The sequence below is a fragment of the Chromobacterium sp. INPA-IVC genome (assembly GCF_059047085.1).
The window spans coordinates 360,050-380,897 of the sequence record NZ_JBTNLS010000004.1; the positions used below are offsets into that span (position 1 = coordinate 360,050).

The following is a 20,848-nucleotide window of genomic DNA, read 5'->3' on the forward strand; positions in this document are numbered from 1 at the left end:
AAAAAGATCAGGCTTTGTCCTTCAGCAATAGGCCCTTGAAGTCGCCGATCGCCTTGGCGATGCGCAACGCCTCTTCGGACGGAATTTGACGGATGACCTTGTTGTTTTCCTTGTCGACCACCTTCACCACGGTAGCGCCGGTGTCTTTGTCGACGGAGAACTGCAAGGAACTGCTGTAAAGCGCCGCCGTGTTGTTGAGCTGGCTGACGGAATCCTGCAACTGCTTGCTCAACGACTGCTGCTTCTGCTGCGAATCGGCGGTCGACTGCTGCTGCTGGCTCTGCCCAGCCGCTGCAACAGCTTGAGTCGTATCGGCCAGAACAGGCTGGCTCTGGTCGTTGGATGAGGCCTGATTCAACTCTACCAATTGCTGACGGGGTACCGGAGCGGCCGTCGTCGGCGCGGCTGGCGATAATACGGAAGGGATTTGCATGATTACGCTCCTCATGGCCACAGCTCCGGCTGCCCAACCGGAGCTGTGACTGGCTTTACCATCAGTGTACTACTGTTATTGCAGCAGCGTCAGGGCGGCCTGGGGCAGAGTATTCGCTTGTTTCAGGATAGACGCGCCAGCCTGTTGCAGAATCTGGTTCTTAGTCAGGTTAGCCGTTTCCGAAGCAAAGTCCACATCCACGATCCGGCTATTGGCCGCAGTCAGGTTTTGCACGTAGTTCTGCAAGTTGGCCACAACCGCGTCAAACCGGTTCTGCACCGAGCCCCAGGTAGAACGCACCGTGGAGATTTCCGCGATGTCCGAATCCAGAGACGACAGGATGGCGGAAGCGCCCGACTGGGTGGTGATGTTGATCGTGCCGGTGGCCGTCAGCGCCGAGCTGTAGCTACACAGCACGCCCGCGGAGGTCATGTCTACCGACGAGATCGAAACCTGGTTGCTGCTGGCGCCGGACGAACCCACCTGGAAAGTCAGCACCGCGCTACCGGACAACAGCTGAGTGCCGTTGAACTGGGTGGTTTGCACGATACGCGAAATTTCCTGGGTCAGCTGGTCCACTTCGTTTTGCAGCTGCGAACGGTTAGTGTTGCTCACCGAGGCGTTCGAGGACTGCACCGCGATTTCACGGATACGCTGCAGGTTGTTGGCGATCTGGCCCAACGCGCCTTCAGCAGTCTGGCCTACGGAAATACCGTCGTTGGCGTTGCTGATCGCTTGGTTGTTGCCGCGGATGGCCGAAGTCAGCGTCTGCGAAATCGCCAGACCGGCGGCGTCGTCCTTGGCGCTGTTGACACGCAGACCAGAAGACAGGCGAGCCAGCGACTGCGACAGCGACATCTGCGAATTATTCAGGTTCAGCTGCGCTTGCAGCGAGGATATATTGGTGTTGACGGTAATAGCCATGATGACTCTCCTGGTGCTTTGTGTGGGCAAAAGAGCTTGCTTACACAACTTATCGACCGAGGAGATCTGAACTTTATGGCCAAAGTGTGAATTTTCACACTTGACGCATTGGCAATTACCGAATCACGCCTATTCCATCCCGTTTCCCTTCATCTTCAACATCCCCATCAACCTGGTTGCCGGCCCGAAACCCGAGCCGGCAACCACCAAAGCCCAGCCTTATTGCAGCAGCGCCAGCGCGGCCTGCGGCAGCGAGTTGGCCTGCTTCAGGATGGAGCCGCCGGCCTGCTGCAGAATCTGGCCCTTGGTCAGATTGGCGGTTTCCGACGCGAAGTCCACATCCATGATGCGGCTGTTGGCCGCGGTCAGGTTCTGAGTGTAGTTGCCCAGGTTGGCCACCACCGCGTCGAAGCGGTTCATCACCGAGCCGAAAGTGGAGCGGACGTCGGAAATCTTGGCGATATCCTGAGTCAGCAGGTTCAGCGCCTTGGCCGCGCCGTCTTGCGAGGTCACGTCCACGGTCTTCACCGCCGCCAGATTGGCATTGAAGGAATGCAGGCCGCCGCTGGCGCCGATGGTCGGATTGGCGTTGCTGAATGTGGTCTGGGCATCCTTGGCGGCATCCATTTTTGTCCTGGCATCATCCAAGGCACTCTTAGCAGTCGCCTTGCCTGTGGCATCCGCAGCCTGCCAAGCCTTGTCGGCATCGTCCACCGCCTTGCTCTTGGCGGCGAGATCGAGATCCAGATAGGATTTTTGCGCATTCAACGATTTGCGCTTCATTTCATCGGCAGTCGCCTGGGTCACGCCAGCATTCGGCTTGCCGGTAGTTGCATCGGCAACGGCTTTGTATGCCGTATCCGCGTCGGTCGCAGCAGTCTTGGCGTCGGCAGCGGCCTTGGTCAGGTCAGCGGTGGAGCCAGAAAGGGTGTTAGAGGTCGACTGGGTCAAATCCACGGTCTGGATGCTGATCTGGTTGTCCGCCGCGCCCTGGGAGCCCACCTGGAAGGTCAGCGTCGCGCCGCCAGCGAGCAGCTTGGTGCCGTTGAACTCCGTGGTCTGGATGGTGCGGGAGATTTCCTGGGTCAGTTGGTCCACTTCGTTTTGCAGCTGCGAACGGTTAGTGTCGCTGACGCCGCCGTTGGCCGCCTGCACCGCGATTTCGCGGATGCGCTGCAGGTTGTTGGCGATCTGGCCCATCGCGCCTTCCGCGGTCTGGCCGACGGACACGCCGTCGTTGGCGTTGCGCATCGCCTGGTTGTTGCCGCGGATGGCGGAAGTCAGGGTCTGGGAGATGGCCAGACCGGCGGCGTCGTCCTTGCCGCTGTTGATGCGGAAACCGGAGGACAGGCGCTGCAGCGACTGGTTCAGCGACATGCTGGAATTGTTCAGGTTCAGTTGCGCCTGCAACGAGGACAGGTTGGTATTGACGGTGATTGCCATTTGATTCCCCTTGTCGGCCCAACGGCCGGAATAAATTCGTGCCCGATGTCCCAAAAATCGGCCGAACAAGGGAAATGCTTATGAAAATGGTATTATTACCAAAGAATTCCATTAAAAATGGAAATTGGAAAAGAAAATGGCCCCGAAGGGCCATGAAATAGACTGCGGCTTTACCTAGCCATGCAATACCTGGAACCATTCGTCGTAATGGTCTTCCAGCCAGTAGTCTTTATCGAACCAGGCCCTCAGCGCATCGCCCTCCCTCGCCAGCGCGTCCAGATCATGCGTCCGCGCGCGGATCGCCTCGATCCAGGCCTCTGCCCGGTTGGGCAGCCGGCATACCGGCGCGTCATTGGTCTGATACGGATAAATATCGGTGCAGACCACCGGCCAGCCCAGCACGCCGTACTCCAGCAGCCGGAGATTGCTCTTCGCCTCGTTGAAAGGATTGAGCTCCAGCGGCGCCACCGCCAGGTCCAGGTTCAGGCTGGCCACTTTCGCGGCATAGTCGGCGAAGGGCACCGCATGATGCATCTCGGCCACATAGGGACGGAACTGCGGCAAGCACATGCCCATGAATACCCAGTCCACCTCCTTGTGAGTCGCGAGGATCACCTCGTAGATCAGCTCCAGGTCGCCGCGGTGCTGGCCCGCGCCGACCCAGCCGACCCTGGGCTTCTTGCCGGCGCGGCGTTCTGATTTCAGACCGCCCCAGACGCTTCTGCGCAGCCGGTTCGGCGCGACGGTGACCTTGCCCACCATGTTCTGGATGAAATCGGCCAAAGGCTGGGTGGACACCACCGCCGCGTCGCACAGTTTCAGCACCCGGCGCAGGCGCTGCTTCGCGTCCGGGTAGTGGCGGGACCAGTGGTCGTACAAGCTGCTCTTCTCCGGCACGCCGCCCACCAGATCGTCCAGACCGAACACGATGCGCAAATCCGGAATGTACTTGCGGTAGGCATCCATCGTTTCATAGAGATAATCGCTGATGCCGGTGTGCAGCAACACCGTATTCGGCGATTGCCGGGCCAACTCCACCACCGTGGGGATGCCGGCCGACGGCTGGTGGATCTCGCCGTCCAGCTTGCCTTTTTCCTGCAACACGGACAACGGCTGGCTCAAGCGATACTCGCCGCTGCCGCCCGGCACCGGCACGCCCAATACCCGCTTGCGGCCCGGCAGCTTCGCGTCCCAGGCGACGATGCGGTCAGACTCGATCGCCACCCGCTTGGTGCGCAGCGACAGATGGCGGTTGAAGCCGGGGTCGTTCGCCATCACCGGCAGCCAGCGCTCCAGCATCGTTTCCATCTCTTCGCGCTCACGCACCGCCGCTTTCAGGGCGGGACGCGGATCGGTGGTGACGCGGCCAATGCTCTTGGCGTGGTGGTGGTACAGCACCACGAACGGGTTGTAGACGTTGCGCAGGCCGACAGCCTGGACCTTCAGGCAGAAATCGACGTCGTTGAAGCACACCTGCAGCCGCTCCTCGTCCATGCCGCCCACCGCGTCGTAAATCTGCTTCTCCACCATCAGGCACGCCGCGGTCACTGCCGAGTAGTTCTGCATGGTCAGGCTGCGGTTCAAATAGCCCGGATACAGATAATCCATATCCTCGAAAACATGGTCAGCCACCGAATACATGCCGCCCGGCATGCCCAGCACGATGCCGGCATGCTGCACGCGGCCGATCTCCGGATACAGCAGGCGAGCGCCCACCGCGCCGACGCCCGGCTGCTGGGCGGTCGCCAGCAAACGCTCCAGCCAATGGGAAAACACCACCTCGGTGTCGTTGTTCAGCAGCAGCAGGTATTCGCCGCGGGCCTCGCGCGCGCCAAGATTGCACTGCGCGGAGAAGTTGAAGGGCGCGGCATAGCTGAGAATGCGGATCCGTCCCGGATACAGGGCCTGCGCCTTCTCGTAGAACTCGAAGGTTTCCGGATCCTGGGAATCGTTGTCGACGATCAACACTTCGAAATTCTGGTAGCCGGTGATGCCGAACAGGCTGCCGAGGCAGGGCTCCAGGCACTCCAGCTTGTCCTTGCTCGGGATGATCACCGACACCAGCGGCGAGGCCAGCAGCTGGTACTCGTAGTAGAAGGTTCCCGGCACCAGGCCCTCATCCACCGACGCCGGCAGGCCGCAACGGCTGATATGGCTCTCCAACGCCACCCGGCGGGAGGCATTGCCCAGGCCATCCATCTTGGGGTCTACCCATGGCAGCGACACCAGCACATCATCGATATGGCCGATCGCGCCGCGGTCCCAGTTTTCGTACACGCGCAGCAGGGCATCATAGCAATGCGCGCGCGGATAGGGCTGTATGCCGCCAAGCTTGGCCAGGACTTCCCGATTGAACGCCACCGCGTAGCTGGCGAAATCCATCGACCGCAGATATTCCGGCGAAAAATCCGGCAGGAAGGACGGACGGAAACGCTTGCCCATCGGCGACACCACATCGTGGTCGCAGTAGATCGCGCCGTACTCCGGATGCGCGTGGATCTCCTCGCCCAGCCGCGCCAGCGCGTTGGGCTGCAGACGAGCGCCGGCCGGCAGCAGCATCACCCAGTCTGACGGCACGTCGGCGATGATGCCATTGACCACCTCGGCGACCTGCTGCTCATTATCCATGCTGGCCACCTGCACCCAGCCTAGATTAGGGCTGCTGCTGAACACCGGATCCGGTTCCGGCGCGTCGGACACCACGATCAGCCGCCAATGGCGGTACAGCAGGTTTTCCATCGCGGTGAAGCTTTCCGACAAGCGCGTCAGGCGGTCGGCCGGCGCCAGCAGGATAAGGTTGAACACCGGCACCTGTTTCCAGGCCATCATCATCCGCTCCGCCAGCTGCTCGGCATGCACTTCGCGGATCTGGCGGCGCTTCACCCACTTGCGATAGGCCTTCAAGCCATCCACGTCGTTTTCCGCCAGCGCGTAGGTGACGACGCGGCCCAATTGCGTCAGCGGCTGAGGCTTGAGCTGCTCGGGCAGCAGCGCGGCGTACTGGGACAGCAAATCGCCTACCCGTTGCTCCAGCAGGCGGTTCTCCAGCACGTGGCGCCGCGCCGCGGCGGCTTGGCTGGCGCGCAGCGCGGCATCGTCGATCAGCTTGCTGACTCCCGCTACCCAGCCTTCTTCGGTGTTGTCCACCACCGTCGCCAGTCCGGTCTCCTTCAAATCGACATAGGCCGAGACATCGGACACCACCGCGGCGGCGCCGACCAGCGCGTACTCCAGCCACTTGATGTCCGACTTGTAATCATTGAATTCGCTCTTGACCAACGGCGCGACGCCGATATCGATCTTGAGCTTGGCCAGTTCGGTCAGGTATTCGTTGTAGGTGACGAACTCCGGCACCTTGCGCACATCCTTGATGCCGACGAAATCCGGCGGCACATCGCCCCAGAACACGAACTTCACCTGCCCGGCGTATTCGTGATAGATCCTCAGCAGCGCCGACGAAATCATCTCCACGTCTTTGGCATGGGTGCTGGTGCCGGCAAAGCCGATGGTGATCTGGCCGCTGTGTGGCAGCGGCTCCACCACCCGCTCCGACGCCAGGCAGTTCTGGAACACGAAGACCTTGTCGTTGTAAGGCCGGACTTTTTCCGCCAGCGTCTCGGTCGACACCGTCACCAGCGAGCACTGCGGCAACAGCCATTCGATCCCCTTGAACGACGGTTCGCAGATGCCGTACATCACATGCTGCTCGGACATGTCCAGCAACCAGTCGTCCACTTCATAGACGATAGGCTTGCCCGACTCGACGATCATTTCCAGCAGCGGGCGGAATTCCGGATAGGGGAACAGACGCTGAACGATGAACATGTCCATCGCCTCGACAAAGTCGCGATCCTCCTTGAAGGGATATACGCCCTCGTAGCTGTGATCGGCCTGATTCTTGAAATGATAAGCCTCCAGCACCGGAGACATCAGGCAAAGCGGATCGCCGAGCCTCAGTTTGTAACAGGCGGCATCCTGCAGGTCTCGCGTCAGAACGCCGACGCGTGGTTTACGGGGTTGTTTTTCCACGTTGTTTTCCTGTGATTTCATGGCTGAGGCTCGCTAGGACATGGATGAATCCGACCACTCCAGACAGCATAACAGATCGTGCCCTGGCCGCGCCGGCAGCCGCCGGGTCAGTCGTCCGCCTTGCAGGCCTTAAAGGCAAAACATGGAGCGAAACCGCGCATTGCCTGCAGTTTCGCTCCATGGGTCCGGTCATCCGACCGGGTTGTTTCAAGCTGAAGCGGCGATGATTTGGGTATCGTCGGCGGCGATCATTACCGGGGAGACCAGCACTTCCGCCAGCAGGCCGTAATGCTCGTCCGACCAATCGTCCGGATTGATGCCCTCCAGACCGAAGATCCAGGCCCAGCGCCCCCAGAACGGATTCTTGATCGATTCCAGATAGCTGGCGTAGTGGAATTCGGCCTCTTCCGCCCGTCCCCATTCCCGGTAGCACTTCGCCAGATAATAGTGCGCGAGCGCATGATCGCTCTTCAGCCGCAATACGTTCTTCAGCCCGCGCTCGGCCCAAGCGTAGTTGCCGCAGCGGATGTCGTAGTTGTGGACGAAGTTGAGATCCAGGTTCATGAAATACTGGTATTCCTGGATGAACTCGGCGCTGAAGTCTTCGGTATTGATGACCGCGGTCCGGTAGTCGGAGCCCAGATCGTTGATCTTGATGTAGCCCTTCTCCTTGGAGATGTCGTGGATCTCGCTGCCGACGATGGGGCTGGCGCAGGCGATGTTGAACCAGTTGGAGGCGATCTCCCGCAGATTATGCCGCGCCTCTTCCAGGTCTTCCTTGGTCTCGCCCGGCATGCCGATCAGGATGTTGGTGTTGGTGTAGATGCCGAGGTCGCGGCAGTCCCTGGCCACCCTCTCGGAGATCTTCATCTTCAAAGGTTTCCGCATCTGCTTCTTCAGCACCTTCTCGCTGCCGCTCTCCACCGGCAGCACCAGATGGCGGACGCCGGCGTCCCAGAAGGCCTCCAGCATCGGACGGTCCAAAGCGTACAGCGTCAGGCCATTCTGGTAGACGGAATGCAGCTTCAGCGACTTCACGATCTCCAGGATCTTGTACACCCGGTCCGAGTCAGCCATCAGGTGATCGTCCTGGAAAATGACCGTAGCCGCGTCGTACTTCTCCACCAGACGGGTGAAGTCCTCCTGCACGCGCGCCAGCGAGTGGTAGCGCATCGAGCGGCCATGGGTGCGGTGCGAGGCGCAGAAGGTGCACAGGAAGGGGCAGCCGCGCGAGGTCATCACGTGGAAACCGCGGGTCTTGTCCAGATTGTGGTAGGACGCCACCACCTGGTTGATCTCATGCTTGTCGATGTCGCACAGGTCGTAATCGAAGAACGGGATTTCATCCAGATCGTCGATGAAGTCGTGCTTGGGGGCGAACAGCTCCGCGCCCATCACTTTGCCCCGGGTGATCCAGGTATCCGAATTGGCCAGGAAGGCGCGCGGGTCGTCCGACTCCAGCAAATGCAACATCGGCTTCTCGCCCTCGCCGAAGCACAGGCCGTCGAAGAAAGTGCAGCCCATGTCGCGGTAGATCTGCTCGTAGCTGTTGGTCGGGATATTGCCGCCGCCGATCACGATGCTGTCAGGCCAGACTTCCTTCGCCACCCGGCCGCAGTCCATGAAATTGGGGAAGGACGGGCTGAACAGCGAGGAGATGCCGACGAAATCCGGCTGAAAATCCTTGATCTGCTGAAAGAAGTGCCGGCACAGCGCCTCGAAGCAATCGAAGGGCACCGCGTCGAGCGCATTCACCTCGGCGTTGAAATCAATCAGCTTGACGTCCAGCGACAGGAATTTCTTCAAGTACGCGGAAATCGACAACGGCCCCAGCGGCAAATCAGTGCGGGGAATGTTGTAAACCTTCCCATCGCCCTTGGCCAGCTGCACATTGTAGTACTCGGGCTTGGTAAACGAGTCCCAGGAAATGTGCATGGGCACGACAAACAGCAGTTTCTTCATCCCACCCTCCCCGATCAACGGCCTGACCCAGTCGCCTTGCGCCGGACCCGCCATTCATCTGCAACGCTAACGATTTCATGAAAACCTGCCGCGGGCCTCTATCGCTCAAGCCCGGACTCATCGATTCATGCCCGCGCGGCAAGCGCGCGGGTTCAAACGATGCCGCATAATGCTTTATCGGCCGATGGCCTGCTGCCATGAGGGCAAATATCGCTCCAACAGGCCATTTTCCCTCACCCAGGCGCGCAATTCGTCTCCCGCCCTGGCCGATGCCTTCGGATCGCCCGTCCATTCGCGCAGCGCCCGGCCCCAGCTGGACGCGTCATTCTCCACTTTCGCCACCGGTGCCTGCGTGCCGCCCCACTCGCCGACCGCGCTGCAAATCACCGGGATGCCGAGCGCGCCGTATTCAAGCACGCGCAGGGGGCTGGCCACTTCATTGACCAGCACGGAGGTCTTGGGCAGCACCGCCAAATCCAGGCTCAGGCTGGCCAGCTTGGCCGGATAGCCATCATCGGACAGATCAAACGAGTGGTGTTCGGCCAGGCAGGGCTTGAGCACGTCGGGGCAGTCCCCCAGCACGACCCAGTCGATTTCTCCTGCCGTCGCCAGGATGAGACCGCTCAGCAGCAGCAAGTCCGCGGCTTCGCCGTGGGTACCGGTCCAGCCTACCCTGGGCTTCTTGCCGATGCGGCGCAGCGAATGCAGATTGTCCCAACGCGCCTCGTCCAGCCCGTCGGGCACCAGCCTCACATCCTGGGCGAACTCGCCCACCATCCGCCGCAGCGACTCGGTGGGCACGATGAACCTGTCCACCTCCCTTGCCAGCGCCCGCAGATGAGCCAGGCCGTAGCGCGTCGTCATGTCTGGTCCGCAATCGAGCCCATCCAGCGCCAGGATCGACAGCATGCCGGGCCGGCGGCGGCGCGACCGACGCTGCCACTCCAGGAAAGCCGGATCGAAGCGCGCGGTCTGCAACAGCACATCCGGCGCCAGCCTCTCCATCTCCCCCGGTCCCGGCATGCGCTGAGCGGCGGGAAGCAGCGTCGCCAGATACTGGTTGCCCTCCTCCAGGCGCCCCAGCGGCACGCAAAGACGCATCGCGCTGGCCCGCGACCCGCCGGGCAAGGCCAGCACCCGCGTCCGTTCGTGGAAATCTGCATCCCAGGCCGCGGAAAACACGTTGTCGATCCGGAAAGCCCGCTCCCCGGCCAGGGACAGATGGCGGCTATGGGCGGCGTCCTGCCCCAGCCAACCCTGCCAGCGCTGGGAAATGGCGTCCGCGTCGCAGACGGCGGGCGCCGCCGACGCGTCGGCGTCCGCCAGCCGGCCCGCGGACACGAAAGGCGTCCATACCAGCCATTTGCCGGCCGCCTGGACCTTGAGCCCCAAGTCGATGGCCGCGTTGAAAACATCCGGCAGCGAGGCGTCGATGCCGCCGATCTGCTGGTAAAACGGCCGGCCCATCATCAAGCAGTCCAGCAGCAGGCCGCCCGGATTGTGCTCCACCGCCTGTCGGTTCAGATGGCCAGGCTCCGACTCCGCCGCGCCATCGAACACCGTGGCCGCGCCGTCGTCAGCCCCCAGCAGCAAGGGCCCGCGCCAGACTTCCGCGCCATTCGGCCGCAGCAGCCGCGGCGCAGCGGCGCCGACCTCCGGCCGCGCCGCCAGCCCGAGCAGCGCGGCGATCGCGCCCGGTTGCGCGATTTCCACCCGGCTGTCCAGGAATAACAGGTAATCGCCGCTCGCCGCCTCCGCTCCCAGCCGGTAACGCGCGGCCAGACCCAGCGACGGATCGCAGGACAGCAGCTTCGCCGCCGGCGGCAGATCCGCCGCCGGCGCGACGGCGAGAATTTCGCACGGGAAGCCATTCAAACCGGACAGCAGCGCCTCGACGCAGGGGCCAAGGTGGAAGCCGTCGCCGGCATCCGCCGCCACGATGGAAAGCTTGGCCTGCTCAGGCGACGCATAACGGATGCGGCGCGTGCCCGGCACCGCGCCCGGCTGAATGCCGGCATCAAGGCCTTGGCGCGCGAGGTGGGCCGACAGCGCGCGTCCCTGCGCCGCAGCCTCCTCGGCGGGCGCCGGCGCCGCCGGCAAATGCAGCAACATGTCGGAAATATGGCCGATCACCGCCGCGCCGTGACGATCATGCACCCGCAGCAAGGCATCATAGCCATCCGCGCCGGGCGACTCGGCGAAAGCGCCGGCATCCTGCAGCGCTTCGCGCCGGAACCAGACGCTATGGCCGACGTAGTCGAAGCCGCGCAGCAGATCCAGATTGAAATCCGGCTTGAACGCCGGCTGGCTGCGCTTGCCGTCGGCGGCGATGACATCGCAGTCGCTGTAAATCGCCTGCCATTCCGGATACAAGGCGGCGTGGTCGCCGAGCGACAGCAGCGCCTGGGGCTCCAGCTCCGCGCCCACCGGCAGGATGCCTATCCAGTCGCACGGCAGCGCGCCCAGCACCGCCGCGTAGGCCTGGGTCAGCTGGCCGGCGTCGCGCGCATCGTCGATGCGCAGCCAGCCCAAAACGTCGGAATACTGGAATACCGCGCTGGGCTCGTCGAAATCCGCGACGAAAATCAGCTGCCAATGCTTGTACAACTGCTGTTTCAGCGAATTGATCGACTTGATCGCGTCCGGCCAGCAATCCGAGGTCACCGGCATCAGCACGATGAAGTGGGGCTGGCCGCCCCAGCTGTGGACCATCCGCTCGGCGTGCAGCTGGGCGGCGACCGGCTTCAGCGCATGCCTGGCGATCCAGGCATCGTAGCTCGCCTCTTCCGGACTCGGCTCCGCCGCGGACAGGAACGAAGGGCACACCACCTCGTTCACAGCGCTCTGCGGCAGTTTCTGCGACCTGTCGATGAAGGTCTCCAGCTGGTTCAGCAAATCGAGCTGGTATTGGTGATAGACCTGCTGGTATTCCACCGTCTTGGCATGCGCCGCGGCGATGGCCTCCGGCGTGTCCTCGAAGGTCACGCCCGGCAAGGCCAGGCCCAGGGCCACCCCGGCGCGCTCCTCCGGTTTCTTGGAATACACCGTTTCCTTGATCACCACCGGGCAGCCGCACAGCAGCGCCTCGGAAATGATCGCGGAGTTGGCGAAGGTGTACACCACCTTGCCCTGCCTCAGCAGCGCAGCCAGTTCCTCATGGCTTTGCGGCCAATCGTAGGTGATGACGGTGGAGTCCTTGAACAATTCGGGAAAATCCCTCTCCGCGTGCTTGTAGCGGCCGGGATAGACCAGCGTCAGGTGCCGGTCATCGTCATGATGGTTGTCGTCGTTGTTGAAGATGCCGGTATCGATGGAGGGAATGAAGACGTAGGACGGATCCGAATACTTGGTGAAATCGACATAGTCCTGATGCCAGAACAGCAGCAGGTCCGATTCAGGATAATCCTTGGGTCCGCCCAGCAGGCCGGGATGGTTGAGGATGTAGCGCACCACCGCGCTGGCATTGAGCGGGTTGCCGTGCACCACCTCGGGATAGACCACGATGGGCGACAGTTTGGTCGCCTTGTGGCGCTCGACGATGTCCGGGGTCAGGTAGGGCGTCCTGAGCTTGCGGTCGGTTTCCGGCGAAAAGACATACGCCTCCTCGCCCAGCTTGTTCAGGTAATGGCACAGCAGGTGCATGGCGCGGACGCCGTTGGACGTCCGCGTAAAGCCTGGCGCGCAGATGTAATAAGGCCGGTGCTTCTCGTTGTAGAATTTTTTCTCGATCTGCATATTTTCTTGCTTTCGTGTATTCCTTGCGCCGAGCCCCGCCGCGGCCGCCTGGCTTCAGAACGCTAGCCGGAAAACGCCGCCGGACTTACGGGGTCATGCTTGTAGAAACGCATCTGCCGAAAATCGGATGGCGTCGTCCAGCGACGTCCATGGCTCAAGGCCCAATTCCTTTCGCGCCCGGCCTATGTCCGGCACATACAAGTTACGCACCGGGTTGCCGACGCTGGCGTCCGGCCGGCCGAGAATCCTCACCTCGACGTCCGGATTCAGACGGTCGCGCACCAGATGCGCCAGCTCCGCGATGGTGACGATGCGATCCGACCCGACGTTGAAGACCGCCGCCTCCCCCTTGCGCTGCAGCAGCGTCATCAGCCAGGCCGCCAGATCGCCCATATACAGGTAGGAACGGGCCGGAGAGCCATCCCCATTGATGATGATAGGCTCTCCCCGCAATGCGCACCGGATGAAATTGCCGATCGCATAATGGATGTCCAGCGGCATGAAGGGGCCGACGAAGGCGAAACAGCGCGCGACGCTCAGGTTCCAGCCATGCCGCTGCGCGTAGGCGGCGCACAGGAACTCCGCCGCGCGCTTGGCCTGGCCCAGGGCGGTGTCGGGGTCCATCGTGTCCGGGGCCACCGGATCGTCCTCCCGCAGCGGCAGGCCGCGCGGTGACGGGCCGTAAGCGGCGCCGGAGCTGGTGAACAGAAAATGCCCGACACCGGCCTCCGCCGCGAAATCCAGCACGCGCCGGGTGCCGGCCACCAAAGTGTCGAATTTGTTCAGCGGACTTTCGCCATTGAAGGTTTCATGCGCCGAGGTGGTAGCCGCATGAATGACATGGGTGAAACGCTGCGCGGGAAACGCGAAGTCGCGCACGTCGCCGACATGGAAGCGGATAGCCGGGTCGGCGGCCAGATGCGGCGCCTGTCGCGCGAACGCGTCCGGATCGCGGCTGAGCGCCAGCACGCGGATATCCGTCTTCAGCCGGGCATTGGCGTGGACGATGGCCTCCAGCAGCCAGCGGCCGAACCAACCGGTGCCGCCGCTGACGAACAGCGACGCGCCGCGCAGGTTTTCCCACACCTCGGGCTTGCGCGCGAGGATGGCATCCAGATCGTCATTCAACGTGCGGCGCGGCCGGGCGGCCTGGCTGACGGCTGCCATGCGGCCCGCCTACTCGGCCAGGACCACCAGGCCGCCGGCCCAGTACTCGGCCGCCATGTTCTGGTGAACGCGGCGGTTGAAGGTAAGGTCGTAGCCGTAAGCCTCGAAATGATAGCCGATGCCCTCTTTCTCGCTGTCCAGCCCCGCCAGCCACAGCAGCGGCGGATAGCCGTCCTTGCGCAGCAGCAGGTCGGGCGAGCCGATGAAGGCGGCCGCGGTGTCGTAGCCGCCGGCCAGCAGGAAATCCCCGGGCAGGCTGGCCATCTGTTCGATCGCGGCCGGAATCGAATACTCCAGCAGGCAGGGGAAATAGACGCCGACCACCGGACCGTTCGCCATCGCGTCGATCAAGCTCTGATGGCGCGAGCCTTCGGCCGGGGTCAGCTTGCCGGCCAGGCCGGCCTTGTAATGGTTGGAGAAGCTGTATTCCGGCAGCGCCTGGGCGTACGCCCGCTCCACCGCCGGCAGATAGCGGCTCTCCAGCGCCGCGCCGATGTCGTCGTGGCTGGCGGCCGGCAGCAGGAAGGGCGCGTGCGGACCGTTCAACACGCCGCGAGCGGCATCATCGCCTGCCAGTCGCTCCAGGATGGCGCGCGCGCGGCGTTCGAACTCGGCCGCATCTACGCCGGCGTCTCCCAATTGGCCGACGATGCGCTGATGAATGGCGGCGTAGTCGAGCGCCGGCTGGACCGGCAGGAAATAACGCCGGGTCTGGCGATGGCAGGCGGCCTGGGTCGCCTCATGCGGCAGGCAGCGGCCATGGGCATCGAAACGCTGCCCGGTTTGGATCATGTCTGGTGCGTTCATCGGGTAAAGCCTTTACCGTGGTTCTGTGGGTCGTGCCGGCGTCAGTCGTGCAGCGAGTCTTCGTCGGAGAAGCCCTGTCCCCACGGCAGCGGCAGGAACTTGGCGCCCGCGGTCTTTTCCGTGTGGATCTTGATGAACTTGGGGTCTTCGCCGATCAGGCAGTCGGGGCGATGCGGCCCCAGCCACGGGTTGCGCATGCCGCGCGCCAGCACTTCCTTCAGCGGCGTTTCACGCAGGTTGCCGATGGAGAAATCGATATAGGGGCACGGCGTCACTTCCATGGTGGAAGTGACGGTGATGATGCCCTTGACCGTGATGCAGCCCTTATGGGAGCCATAGGAAGGCGTCATGTGGGTGAAGACGTTGTACTCCTTCTCCATCTGCCGCAGGACGTCCGCGTCTTCCTTGTCGATGACGAATTCCGGGTGCTCGGTGCACGAGCCGGTGGGCTTGGCGTAAGACACGTACAGGCCGAAACCGCGCTGAGTAGAGTATTCGCACATTTTGCGGAACTCCTCGCTTTTGGCGCGGCCCTTGACCAGCACGGTGGATAAAATCAGATTCAGGCCGGCGTCCAGACAGGCGTCCACCGCGCGCAACACTCGCTTGTACGAGCCAGGCTTGTTGCGGAAGTTGTCATGATCCTTCTCGACGAAGCTGTCCAGCGACAGCTGGATCTTTTCCACGCCGATGGATTTGAGATGCTTGGCGCGCTCCAGATCGAGGAACCAGCCGTTGCTGTCGACAATCACGTAGTGCTTGTCCGGATCGATAGCGGCGACGACATCGTCCAGATCCTTCATCACCAGCGGCTCGCCGCCGGTGATCACGAAGCGGGCCAGGCCCAGCTCGTCCGCCTGGCGCGACAGGTTGCGGATATCCTCGTATTCCATCTTGCTGCGGGTATCCACCACCTTGATCACGTTCTTCAGGTGGCGGTCCATATAGTATTCGGCCGAGCAATGCGTGCACTTGAAGTTGCACAGATAGCTCTTCTCCAGCCGGATGATGGGGCTGATCTCCCCGCGCTCTTCCATTTCAGCGATGCGCGCCAGCTTGGCGGCGATATACGGCTTGCGCTGCGCGAGATCATTGCGTTTCGCCTGTTCTGCCTGGCTCAGGGCCAGGTTGGCGGTTTCCAGCGGAGCATTCATGTGTTTCTCCAGATCATTTCGACTTGCGCTTTGCGCGGGTCCATCGAAATGCCTTCAGCTATTTCAGTATGTCAGAGAGGCTTTGCAGAATGACGCTTCTGTCTGATTGTCGGTTTGTGCATTTCTATTAAGGTTTTTCGGTATTTTTACCAGAAACTTGAGCCGGCGAGCACCCCTCGGTCACTGGATCGCCGTTTATCAGCGCCCGATACACCTCGTGTACCGGAATCAAGAGATCCGGACAGCCCACATGCCAGGCCCAGTCGCCATGCCTGGGCGATGCGGGATCAAAGCGCCGGGCTGGATCCGGCGTCGACTTCAAACGGCAGGCGTGCAGCAGCGAAATGAAGTGTCCGCGCACATCGCGGCTGGCGTTCACCAGCTCATGGCGGCACAAGGGATGAGGCGCGAATTCCACTTCCGCCCCCAGTTCGTGCGCGGCCACAGCAGCGATCCGCGCCGCCGAGCTTTCCTTGAAGCGCAATATGCCGCCGGGCACATGCCAGCCCGGCCCATAGAAACGGTCGTGCCGCCAGGTCAGCAAAGTCCGGCCCTCGTCGTCGCGGATCAGCAGATCGACGTTGACCATCGGCGTCAGGCTGCTGACGAACAGGAACACCTCTTCCGGCAGGCCATGGCGCGCCGATCCCACCGCCTCGCTCAAGGTGGCGATCGCCTGGCGGATGGCCTCGCCGTCCTTTCCCTCTGCGTTCAGCATCGGTCCGGCTCCGTCAACAAACCGCCCTCGCCCATCACCGCCACCGCGAAGCGCCGGCCATGCCGCTCCCGGATCAGCCGCGCCACTTCGGCCGAATAGCTGGCCGCCAGCACGATCACCGCGTCCACCTCGCCGTCGTTCAGCCTCTCCGGCGGCACGATGGGCAGATGAGTGGCGGGCGTATAACGGCCCTGTTTGAACGGCGCGGAATCCAACACGTAGCGGATGCGGCCGGCGATGCCCATCAGGCTGATCAGCGCCAGCGACTGGTGGCCCGCGCCCCAGATCGCCACCTTGCCCGGCGCGAAGCGGCCGAGGAAGTCGTCGAACGACGCCCGCAGCGCCGTTTCGCAGGCGATCAGCCCGGACAGATTCTGCGGGCGGCGCTTTCTGACCGTGGCCGACAGCACATAGTCGTGCCAGGCGGCTCTGCAATCCAGCACTTCGAAGCCGTTGGCCTCCAGCAGCCGGACCAGCGTGCGCTCGGTGAAATAGAACAGGTGGTCCGGAATGAACTCGGCGAACAGGCCCTTTTCGAGGATCATGTCGAAGTTGGGCACCTCCACCATGCCGACGGCGCCGTCGGCCAGGTTGGCGGCGATGCCTTGCAGCGTCAGATGGGCGGCGGGGATGTGCTCCAGGAAATTCAGGATCATGAAGCCGTCGAACGGGCCGGCCGCCAGCCGCGCGTCCGGGCCGTCGACAAAGCCTCGCTCCACCCGCAGGCCGGCCTGATGGCAGGCGTCCACCGACGCCGGCAGATGCTCGACGCCATAGGCGTCGGCGCCGGCTTCCGCCAGCAGCGACAGATACTCGCCGCGGCCGCAACCCACCTCCAGCACCTTGCGCCCGCTCAAGCCATGCTCGCTCAGCCAGCCGCCGAACTGTTGCAGCCGGAAAGCGCGCATGTCCGGCGAGATGCCGGCGGCGCGGATCACGTCGCGCCAGTACGGCACCGGCTCGGCGTCCAGCTGAACCAGGCCGCAGCCGCCACACTGGCGCAGCGCCAGTTTCACGCCGCGGTCGGCGGACAGCTGTTCAGCCGTCGGCAGGCCCTGGGCCGCGGCCGGCATGTCGTCCTGCACCAGCAAGGGCTCGGCAAACAGCGGCTGCGCGCAGATGCGGCAGTGATCGATAGCGGCCGCCACGGCTCAAACGCCCCGCTTGGCGGCTTCCGACGCCGGCAACAAGGGAATCAGCATTTCCGCGCGCAGTTGCTCCAGCGGCAGCAGCGGCGACATGTCCTCCAGCGGCATCGACAGCATCGAGCCATCCGGCTGCGGCAGCGCCGCGGCCTTGGGTTGCAGCGTTTCGCTCTCGTTCAGCCGCACATCGCACAGTATCGGGCCGGGATGGGCCATCACCTTGGCCAGGCCCGCCGCCAGCTCCTCCACGCGCTCGATGCGCACCGCCGGCAGACCATAGGCCTCGGCCAGCTCCAGCGCGTCCGGAATCAGCACGCCGGCCTCCGGCCCGGTGCCGACGTAGCGGCTGTCGAAATAATTGCGCTGGGTGTTGCGGATGGAGGCGTAGCCGTTGTTGTTCATGATGAACAGGCGGATAGGCAACTGCAGCGCCTTCAGCGTGGCCAGTTCCTGCAGGTTCAGCTGCAGGCTGCCGTCGCTCTCGACCGCGATCATCGGCTGGGAACCGTTGCCGAGGCAGGCGCCTATCGCCGCCGGCAGGCCGTAACCCATCGAGCCCAGGCCCGAGGTCAGGAACACGCGCTGGCCCGGCTTGTTGCGGAACACGGTGTAGAACACTTCGACGGCGAGGCCGGAGCTGCCGGTGGAGATCAGCGTGTTCTCCGGGGCGGCGTCGGACAGCGCGTCGACGAAATGGTAGTGACTGATCTGGCCGCTCTTCGGGAACGGCGCGCCGTCCTGCACCGGGTAGCGGCGCTTCCAGCCGGCGCAGCGGTCCAGCCACGGCTGCCATCGGGACTTGGGCAGATGGTCCGCCGCCGCCAGCAAGCCTTCCAGACAGGCCTTGGCGTCCATCGCCAGCGGCAGGTCGATCTCCATGTCCAGCTTGGCGATCTCGGCGGCGTCGACATCCACCACCACCTTGCGCGCCGCGCGGGCGAAGCCCTTGGGATTGTAGGCGGTGATGATGTTGTCCAGCCGGCTGCCGATGGCGATCAAGAGGTCGCAGTTCTGCACCGCGAAGTTGCCCGGCCGCAACGCCACCACGCCGGGGCGGCCGGCGCACAGCGGGCTGTCCCACGGCACTAGGTCCATCGCGTTCCAGGTGGCGGCCACCGGCACTTGCAGCGTTTCGCTGAGCCGGCGCAGCGCGTCGGCGCCGCCGGCGATGCGCACGCCGTGGCCGGCCAGGATCAGCGGCCGCTCGGCCTGCTTCAGCAGATCGGCGATGGCCGCGACATAGTCTTGCTTGACCGGCGCGGCCTCCGCCTCCGGCTGCCAGCCAGGCAGGCTGGAAGGATCGATGGGCGCGGCCTGCACGTCCAGCGGGATGTCCAGCCACACCGGGCCGGGACGGCCGCTGTGCGCCAGATGCAGCGCCAGCTCCAGATGCTGGCGTATCGATTGCGGATCGGTGACCGTGACCGCGTACTTGGTCACCGGATGCGCCATGGACACCACGTCCACTTCCTGCACGCCCTTCTGGCGCAGGCCGCTGCCTTGCAGCAGGTCGGCGCGCTTCACCTGGCCGGAGATCACCAGCAGCGGCAGCGATTCGATCCAGGCGCCGGCCACCGGCGTCAGGATGTTGGTGGCGCCTGGGCCGGTGGTCACCATCGCCACGCCGGTGCGCTCGGCCAGCCGGCCGTAGGCCTCGGCGGCGATGCCGCAGGCCTGCTCGTGGTGGCAATGCACCGCGCGGATGTCGGGCTGCTGCGCCAGCGCGTCGTTCAGATGCATCGCGCCGCCGCCGGGCAGCAGGAACACGTGGCGCACGCCGCGCGCGGCCAGGAAATCCATCACGTAGTCCGCCAGGCGGACAAGCTTTGCTGTCATGCTTACATCCAGTAGGTCAGGCGGGTCTTGCGGTCCTTGTTGGCGCTGACCCGCTCGTCGGTATAGTAGGAGTCGTCGACATAATGGGTGGACGAGATTTCCTCGAACACCACGCCGTTGCGGCTATGGAAGCGGTGGCGCACGCCGCGCTGCACGGTGATGACATCGCCGGCCTGCGCCTGGCGCTCCTCGTCGTCCAGCCAGATGGTCATCTCGCCGTACAGCACGATGAAGGTCTCTTCCTTCTTGTGGTGGTACTGCTCCGGATGGGTCTGGCCCGGCAGCATCACGATCAGCTTCTTGCAGTACTCGCGGTTGACCACGGTCACCATGGTCAGGCCGTATTCATGGAAATGCTCCATGCCGTAATGGTGGGAGATTTCCAGCTCGGAACGGCCCGGCACCACGATCTTGCCGCGCTTGAACAAAGCCTTCACCGCCTCCACCGCCTTCTGCACCTTGTCGCGCAGGTTCACCGGCTCCATGTCGGCGGCCATGATGGGCGCGTCGGCGGCGATCGGCGTCTTGGCGGTGTAGCGGACATATTTGGACCACTCGTTGGCGGTCAGCTGGCCTTCCACCGGCGGGAAGGCGAAGGTGACGTTGTCGGCGGTCAGCGCCTCGCCGGCGGCCACCGGACGGGTGGCGAACACCCCGCGGCGCAGCGAGCGCAGGCTGGCCTGCTCGGTTTCCGACACCGCGTCGTCCTCGCCGTCGCCCAGCATCGCCAGCGCGCGCGCGGCGGCGTCCAGCCAGCAGCGGACCTGTTCCGGATTGGCGGAGTAATTGTTGATGCCGTACTGGTCGGTGGGCAGGCCCACGTGTTTCTCGAACACCGTCGCGCCCTGGGCGACCGCCAGCATGATGGGCTCCATCAAGTCCGGGTCTTCATGGGTGGAGTAGCCGATGCGCACGCCGGCGTACTGCTGCCGCAGCGCCTTGATCCGCGACAGATGCAGATGGTCGTCCGGCGTCGGGTACTCGGCCACGCAGTGCATGATGGTCAGGTCCTTGCCGCGATGCAGCATGAAGCTGACCACCTTGTCGATGTCCTCGCGCCGCGCGCCGGCGGTGGATGCCACCACCGGCTTGTCGCTACGGGCGATGCGCTCCAGCAAGGGCCAGTCGGTGAACGAGCAGCTGGCGATCTTGATGATCTCGATGCCGTGCTCTTCGATCAGATCCACCGACTCCTCGTCGAACGGCGTGCAGATCGCCTTGAAGCCGTTGGCCTTCATCTCGGCCACCAGCTTCTGCATCTGCTCCGGCTGCAGCCGCGTCTCCTCGAAGCGCTTGACGTACTTGACGTCGTCGCGGCCCTTGAAGCTCGAGTGGATGAAGGTGTCCAGATTGCGATACTGCAGCTTGAAGCCGAAGTCGAAATCAAAACCCTGGCAGGACTCGCGGATGGCGCGGATCAGCGCGACGCCGTGCTCGACGTTGCCCATGTGGTTGTTGGCCATCTCGAAGATGAATAGCGGCTTGCTCATGATGG

Annotated in this window: 13 protein-coding genes; all 13 read right to left on the reverse strand. The window is 63.5% G+C overall.

Annotation, left to right across the window (positions count from 1 at the left end):
- Positions 1-7 precede the first annotated feature (7 nt).
- Positions 8-433 carry a flagellar protein FlaG gene (locus ACX17K_RS09415; RefSeq protein WP_493774577.1) on the reverse strand — a complete coding sequence of 142 codons (426 nt, stop codon included), beginning with the start codon at positions 431-433 and terminating at the stop codon, positions 8-10.
- 75 nt (positions 434-508) lie between these two features.
- Complete coding sequence (locus ACX17K_RS09420) at positions 509-1,357, reverse strand: flagellin N-terminal helical domain-containing protein (protein ID WP_493774578.1); 849 nt, start codon at positions 1,355-1,357, stop codon at positions 509-511.
- 219 nt (positions 1,358-1,576) lie between these two features.
- The gene (locus ACX17K_RS09425; protein ID WP_493774579.1) at positions 1,577-2,800 is read right to left on the reverse strand and encodes a flagellin N-terminal helical domain-containing protein; all 1,224 of its coding nucleotides are present in this window, start codon (positions 2,798-2,800) and stop codon (positions 1,577-1,579) included.
- Between the two features lie 174 nt (positions 2,801-2,974).
- Positions 2,975-6,829 (reverse strand): glycosyltransferase, encoded by a 3,855-nt coding sequence (locus tag ACX17K_RS09430; RefSeq protein WP_493774580.1) that lies wholly within the window; start codon positions 6,827-6,829, stop codon positions 2,975-2,977.
- Positions 6,830-7,036: 207 nt separating this feature from the next.
- Positions 7,037-8,791: a B12-binding domain-containing radical SAM protein gene (locus ACX17K_RS09435; protein ID WP_493774581.1), complete on the reverse strand. Its 1,755-nt coding sequence runs from the start codon at positions 8,789-8,791 to the stop codon at positions 7,037-7,039.
- Between the two features lie 174 nt (positions 8,792-8,965).
- Positions 8,966-12,526, reverse strand: coding sequence for a glycosyltransferase (locus ACX17K_RS09440; RefSeq protein WP_493774582.1), 3,561 nt, complete (start codon positions 12,524-12,526; stop codon positions 8,966-8,968).
- A gap of 93 nt (positions 12,527-12,619) precedes the next feature.
- Positions 12,620-13,693 (reverse strand): NAD-dependent epimerase/dehydratase family protein, encoded by a 1,074-nt coding sequence (locus ACX17K_RS09445; protein WP_493774583.1) that lies wholly within the window; start codon positions 13,691-13,693, stop codon positions 12,620-12,622.
- A 9-nt stretch (positions 13,694-13,702) separates the two neighbouring features.
- Positions 13,703-14,500: a hypothetical protein gene (locus tag ACX17K_RS09450; RefSeq protein WP_493774584.1), complete on the reverse strand. Its 798-nt coding sequence runs from the start codon at positions 14,498-14,500 to the stop codon at positions 13,703-13,705.
- A gap of 41 nt (positions 14,501-14,541) precedes the next feature.
- Positions 14,542-15,654 (reverse strand): radical SAM/SPASM domain-containing protein, encoded by a 1,113-nt coding sequence (locus ACX17K_RS09455; protein ID WP_493774585.1) that lies wholly within the window; start codon positions 15,652-15,654, stop codon positions 14,542-14,544.
- A gap of 127 nt (positions 15,655-15,781) precedes the next feature.
- Entirely contained in the window at positions 15,782-16,372 is a 591-nt protein-coding gene (locus tag ACX17K_RS09460; RefSeq protein ID WP_493774586.1) for an NUDIX domain-containing protein, read from the reverse strand.
- Positions 16,366-17,520, reverse strand: coding sequence for a class I SAM-dependent methyltransferase (locus tag ACX17K_RS09465; protein WP_493774587.1), 1,155 nt, complete (start codon positions 17,518-17,520; stop codon positions 16,366-16,368). Before ACX17K_RS09465 ends, ACX17K_RS09460 begins: the two co-directional genes overlap by 7 nt.
- A gap of 3 nt (positions 17,521-17,523) precedes the next feature.
- Complete coding sequence (locus ACX17K_RS09470; protein ID WP_493774588.1) at positions 17,524-19,353, reverse strand: thiamine pyrophosphate-binding protein; 1,830 nt, start codon at positions 19,351-19,353, stop codon at positions 17,524-17,526.
- Between the two features lie 2 nt (positions 19,354-19,355).
- Positions 19,356-20,843 (reverse strand): N-acetylneuraminate synthase family protein, encoded by a 1,488-nt coding sequence (locus ACX17K_RS09475; protein ID WP_493774589.1) that lies wholly within the window; start codon positions 20,841-20,843, stop codon positions 19,356-19,358.
- Positions 20,844-20,848: the final 5 nt, after the last annotated feature.

Bases quoted from the DNA above. Each gene is read 5' to 3' on its own strand.
- ACX17K_RS09455 (WP_493774585.1), bottom strand. From the start codon at position 15,654: ATGAATGCTCCGCTGGAAACCGCCAACCTGGCCCTGAGCCAGGCAGAA.
- ACX17K_RS09415 (WP_493774577.1), bottom strand. From the start codon at position 433: ATGCAAATCCCTTCCGTATTATCGCCAGCCGCGCCGACGACGGCCGCT.
- ACX17K_RS09420 (WP_493774578.1), bottom strand. From the start codon at position 1,357: ATGGCTATTACCGTCAACACCAATATATCCTCGCTGCAAGCGCAGCTG.
- ACX17K_RS09445 (WP_493774583.1), bottom strand. From the start codon at position 13,693: ATGGCAGCCGTCAGCCAGGCCGCCCGGCCGCGCCGCACGTTGAATGAC.
- ACX17K_RS09475 (WP_493774589.1), bottom strand. From the start codon at position 20,843: ATGAGCAAGCCGCTATTCATCTTCGAGATGGCCAACAACCACATGGGC.
- ACX17K_RS09470 (WP_493774588.1), bottom strand. From the start codon at position 19,353: ATGACAGCAAAGCTTGTCCGCCTGGCGGACTACGTGATGGATTTCCTG.
- ACX17K_RS09440 (WP_493774582.1), bottom strand. From the start codon at position 12,526: ATGCAGATCGAGAAAAAATTCTACAACGAGAAGCACCGGCCTTATTAC.
- ACX17K_RS09425 (WP_493774579.1), bottom strand. From the start codon at position 2,800: ATGGCAATCACCGTCAATACCAACCTGTCCTCGTTGCAGGCGCAACTG.
- ACX17K_RS09460 (WP_493774586.1), bottom strand. From the start codon at position 16,372: ATGCTGAACGCAGAGGGAAAGGACGGCGAGGCCATCCGCCAGGCGATC.
- ACX17K_RS09450 (WP_493774584.1), bottom strand. From the start codon at position 14,500: ATGAACGCACCAGACATGATCCAAACCGGGCAGCGTTTCGATGCCCAT.
- ACX17K_RS09435 (WP_493774581.1), bottom strand. From the start codon at position 8,791: ATGAAGAAACTGCTGTTTGTCGTGCCCATGCACATTTCCTGGGACTCG.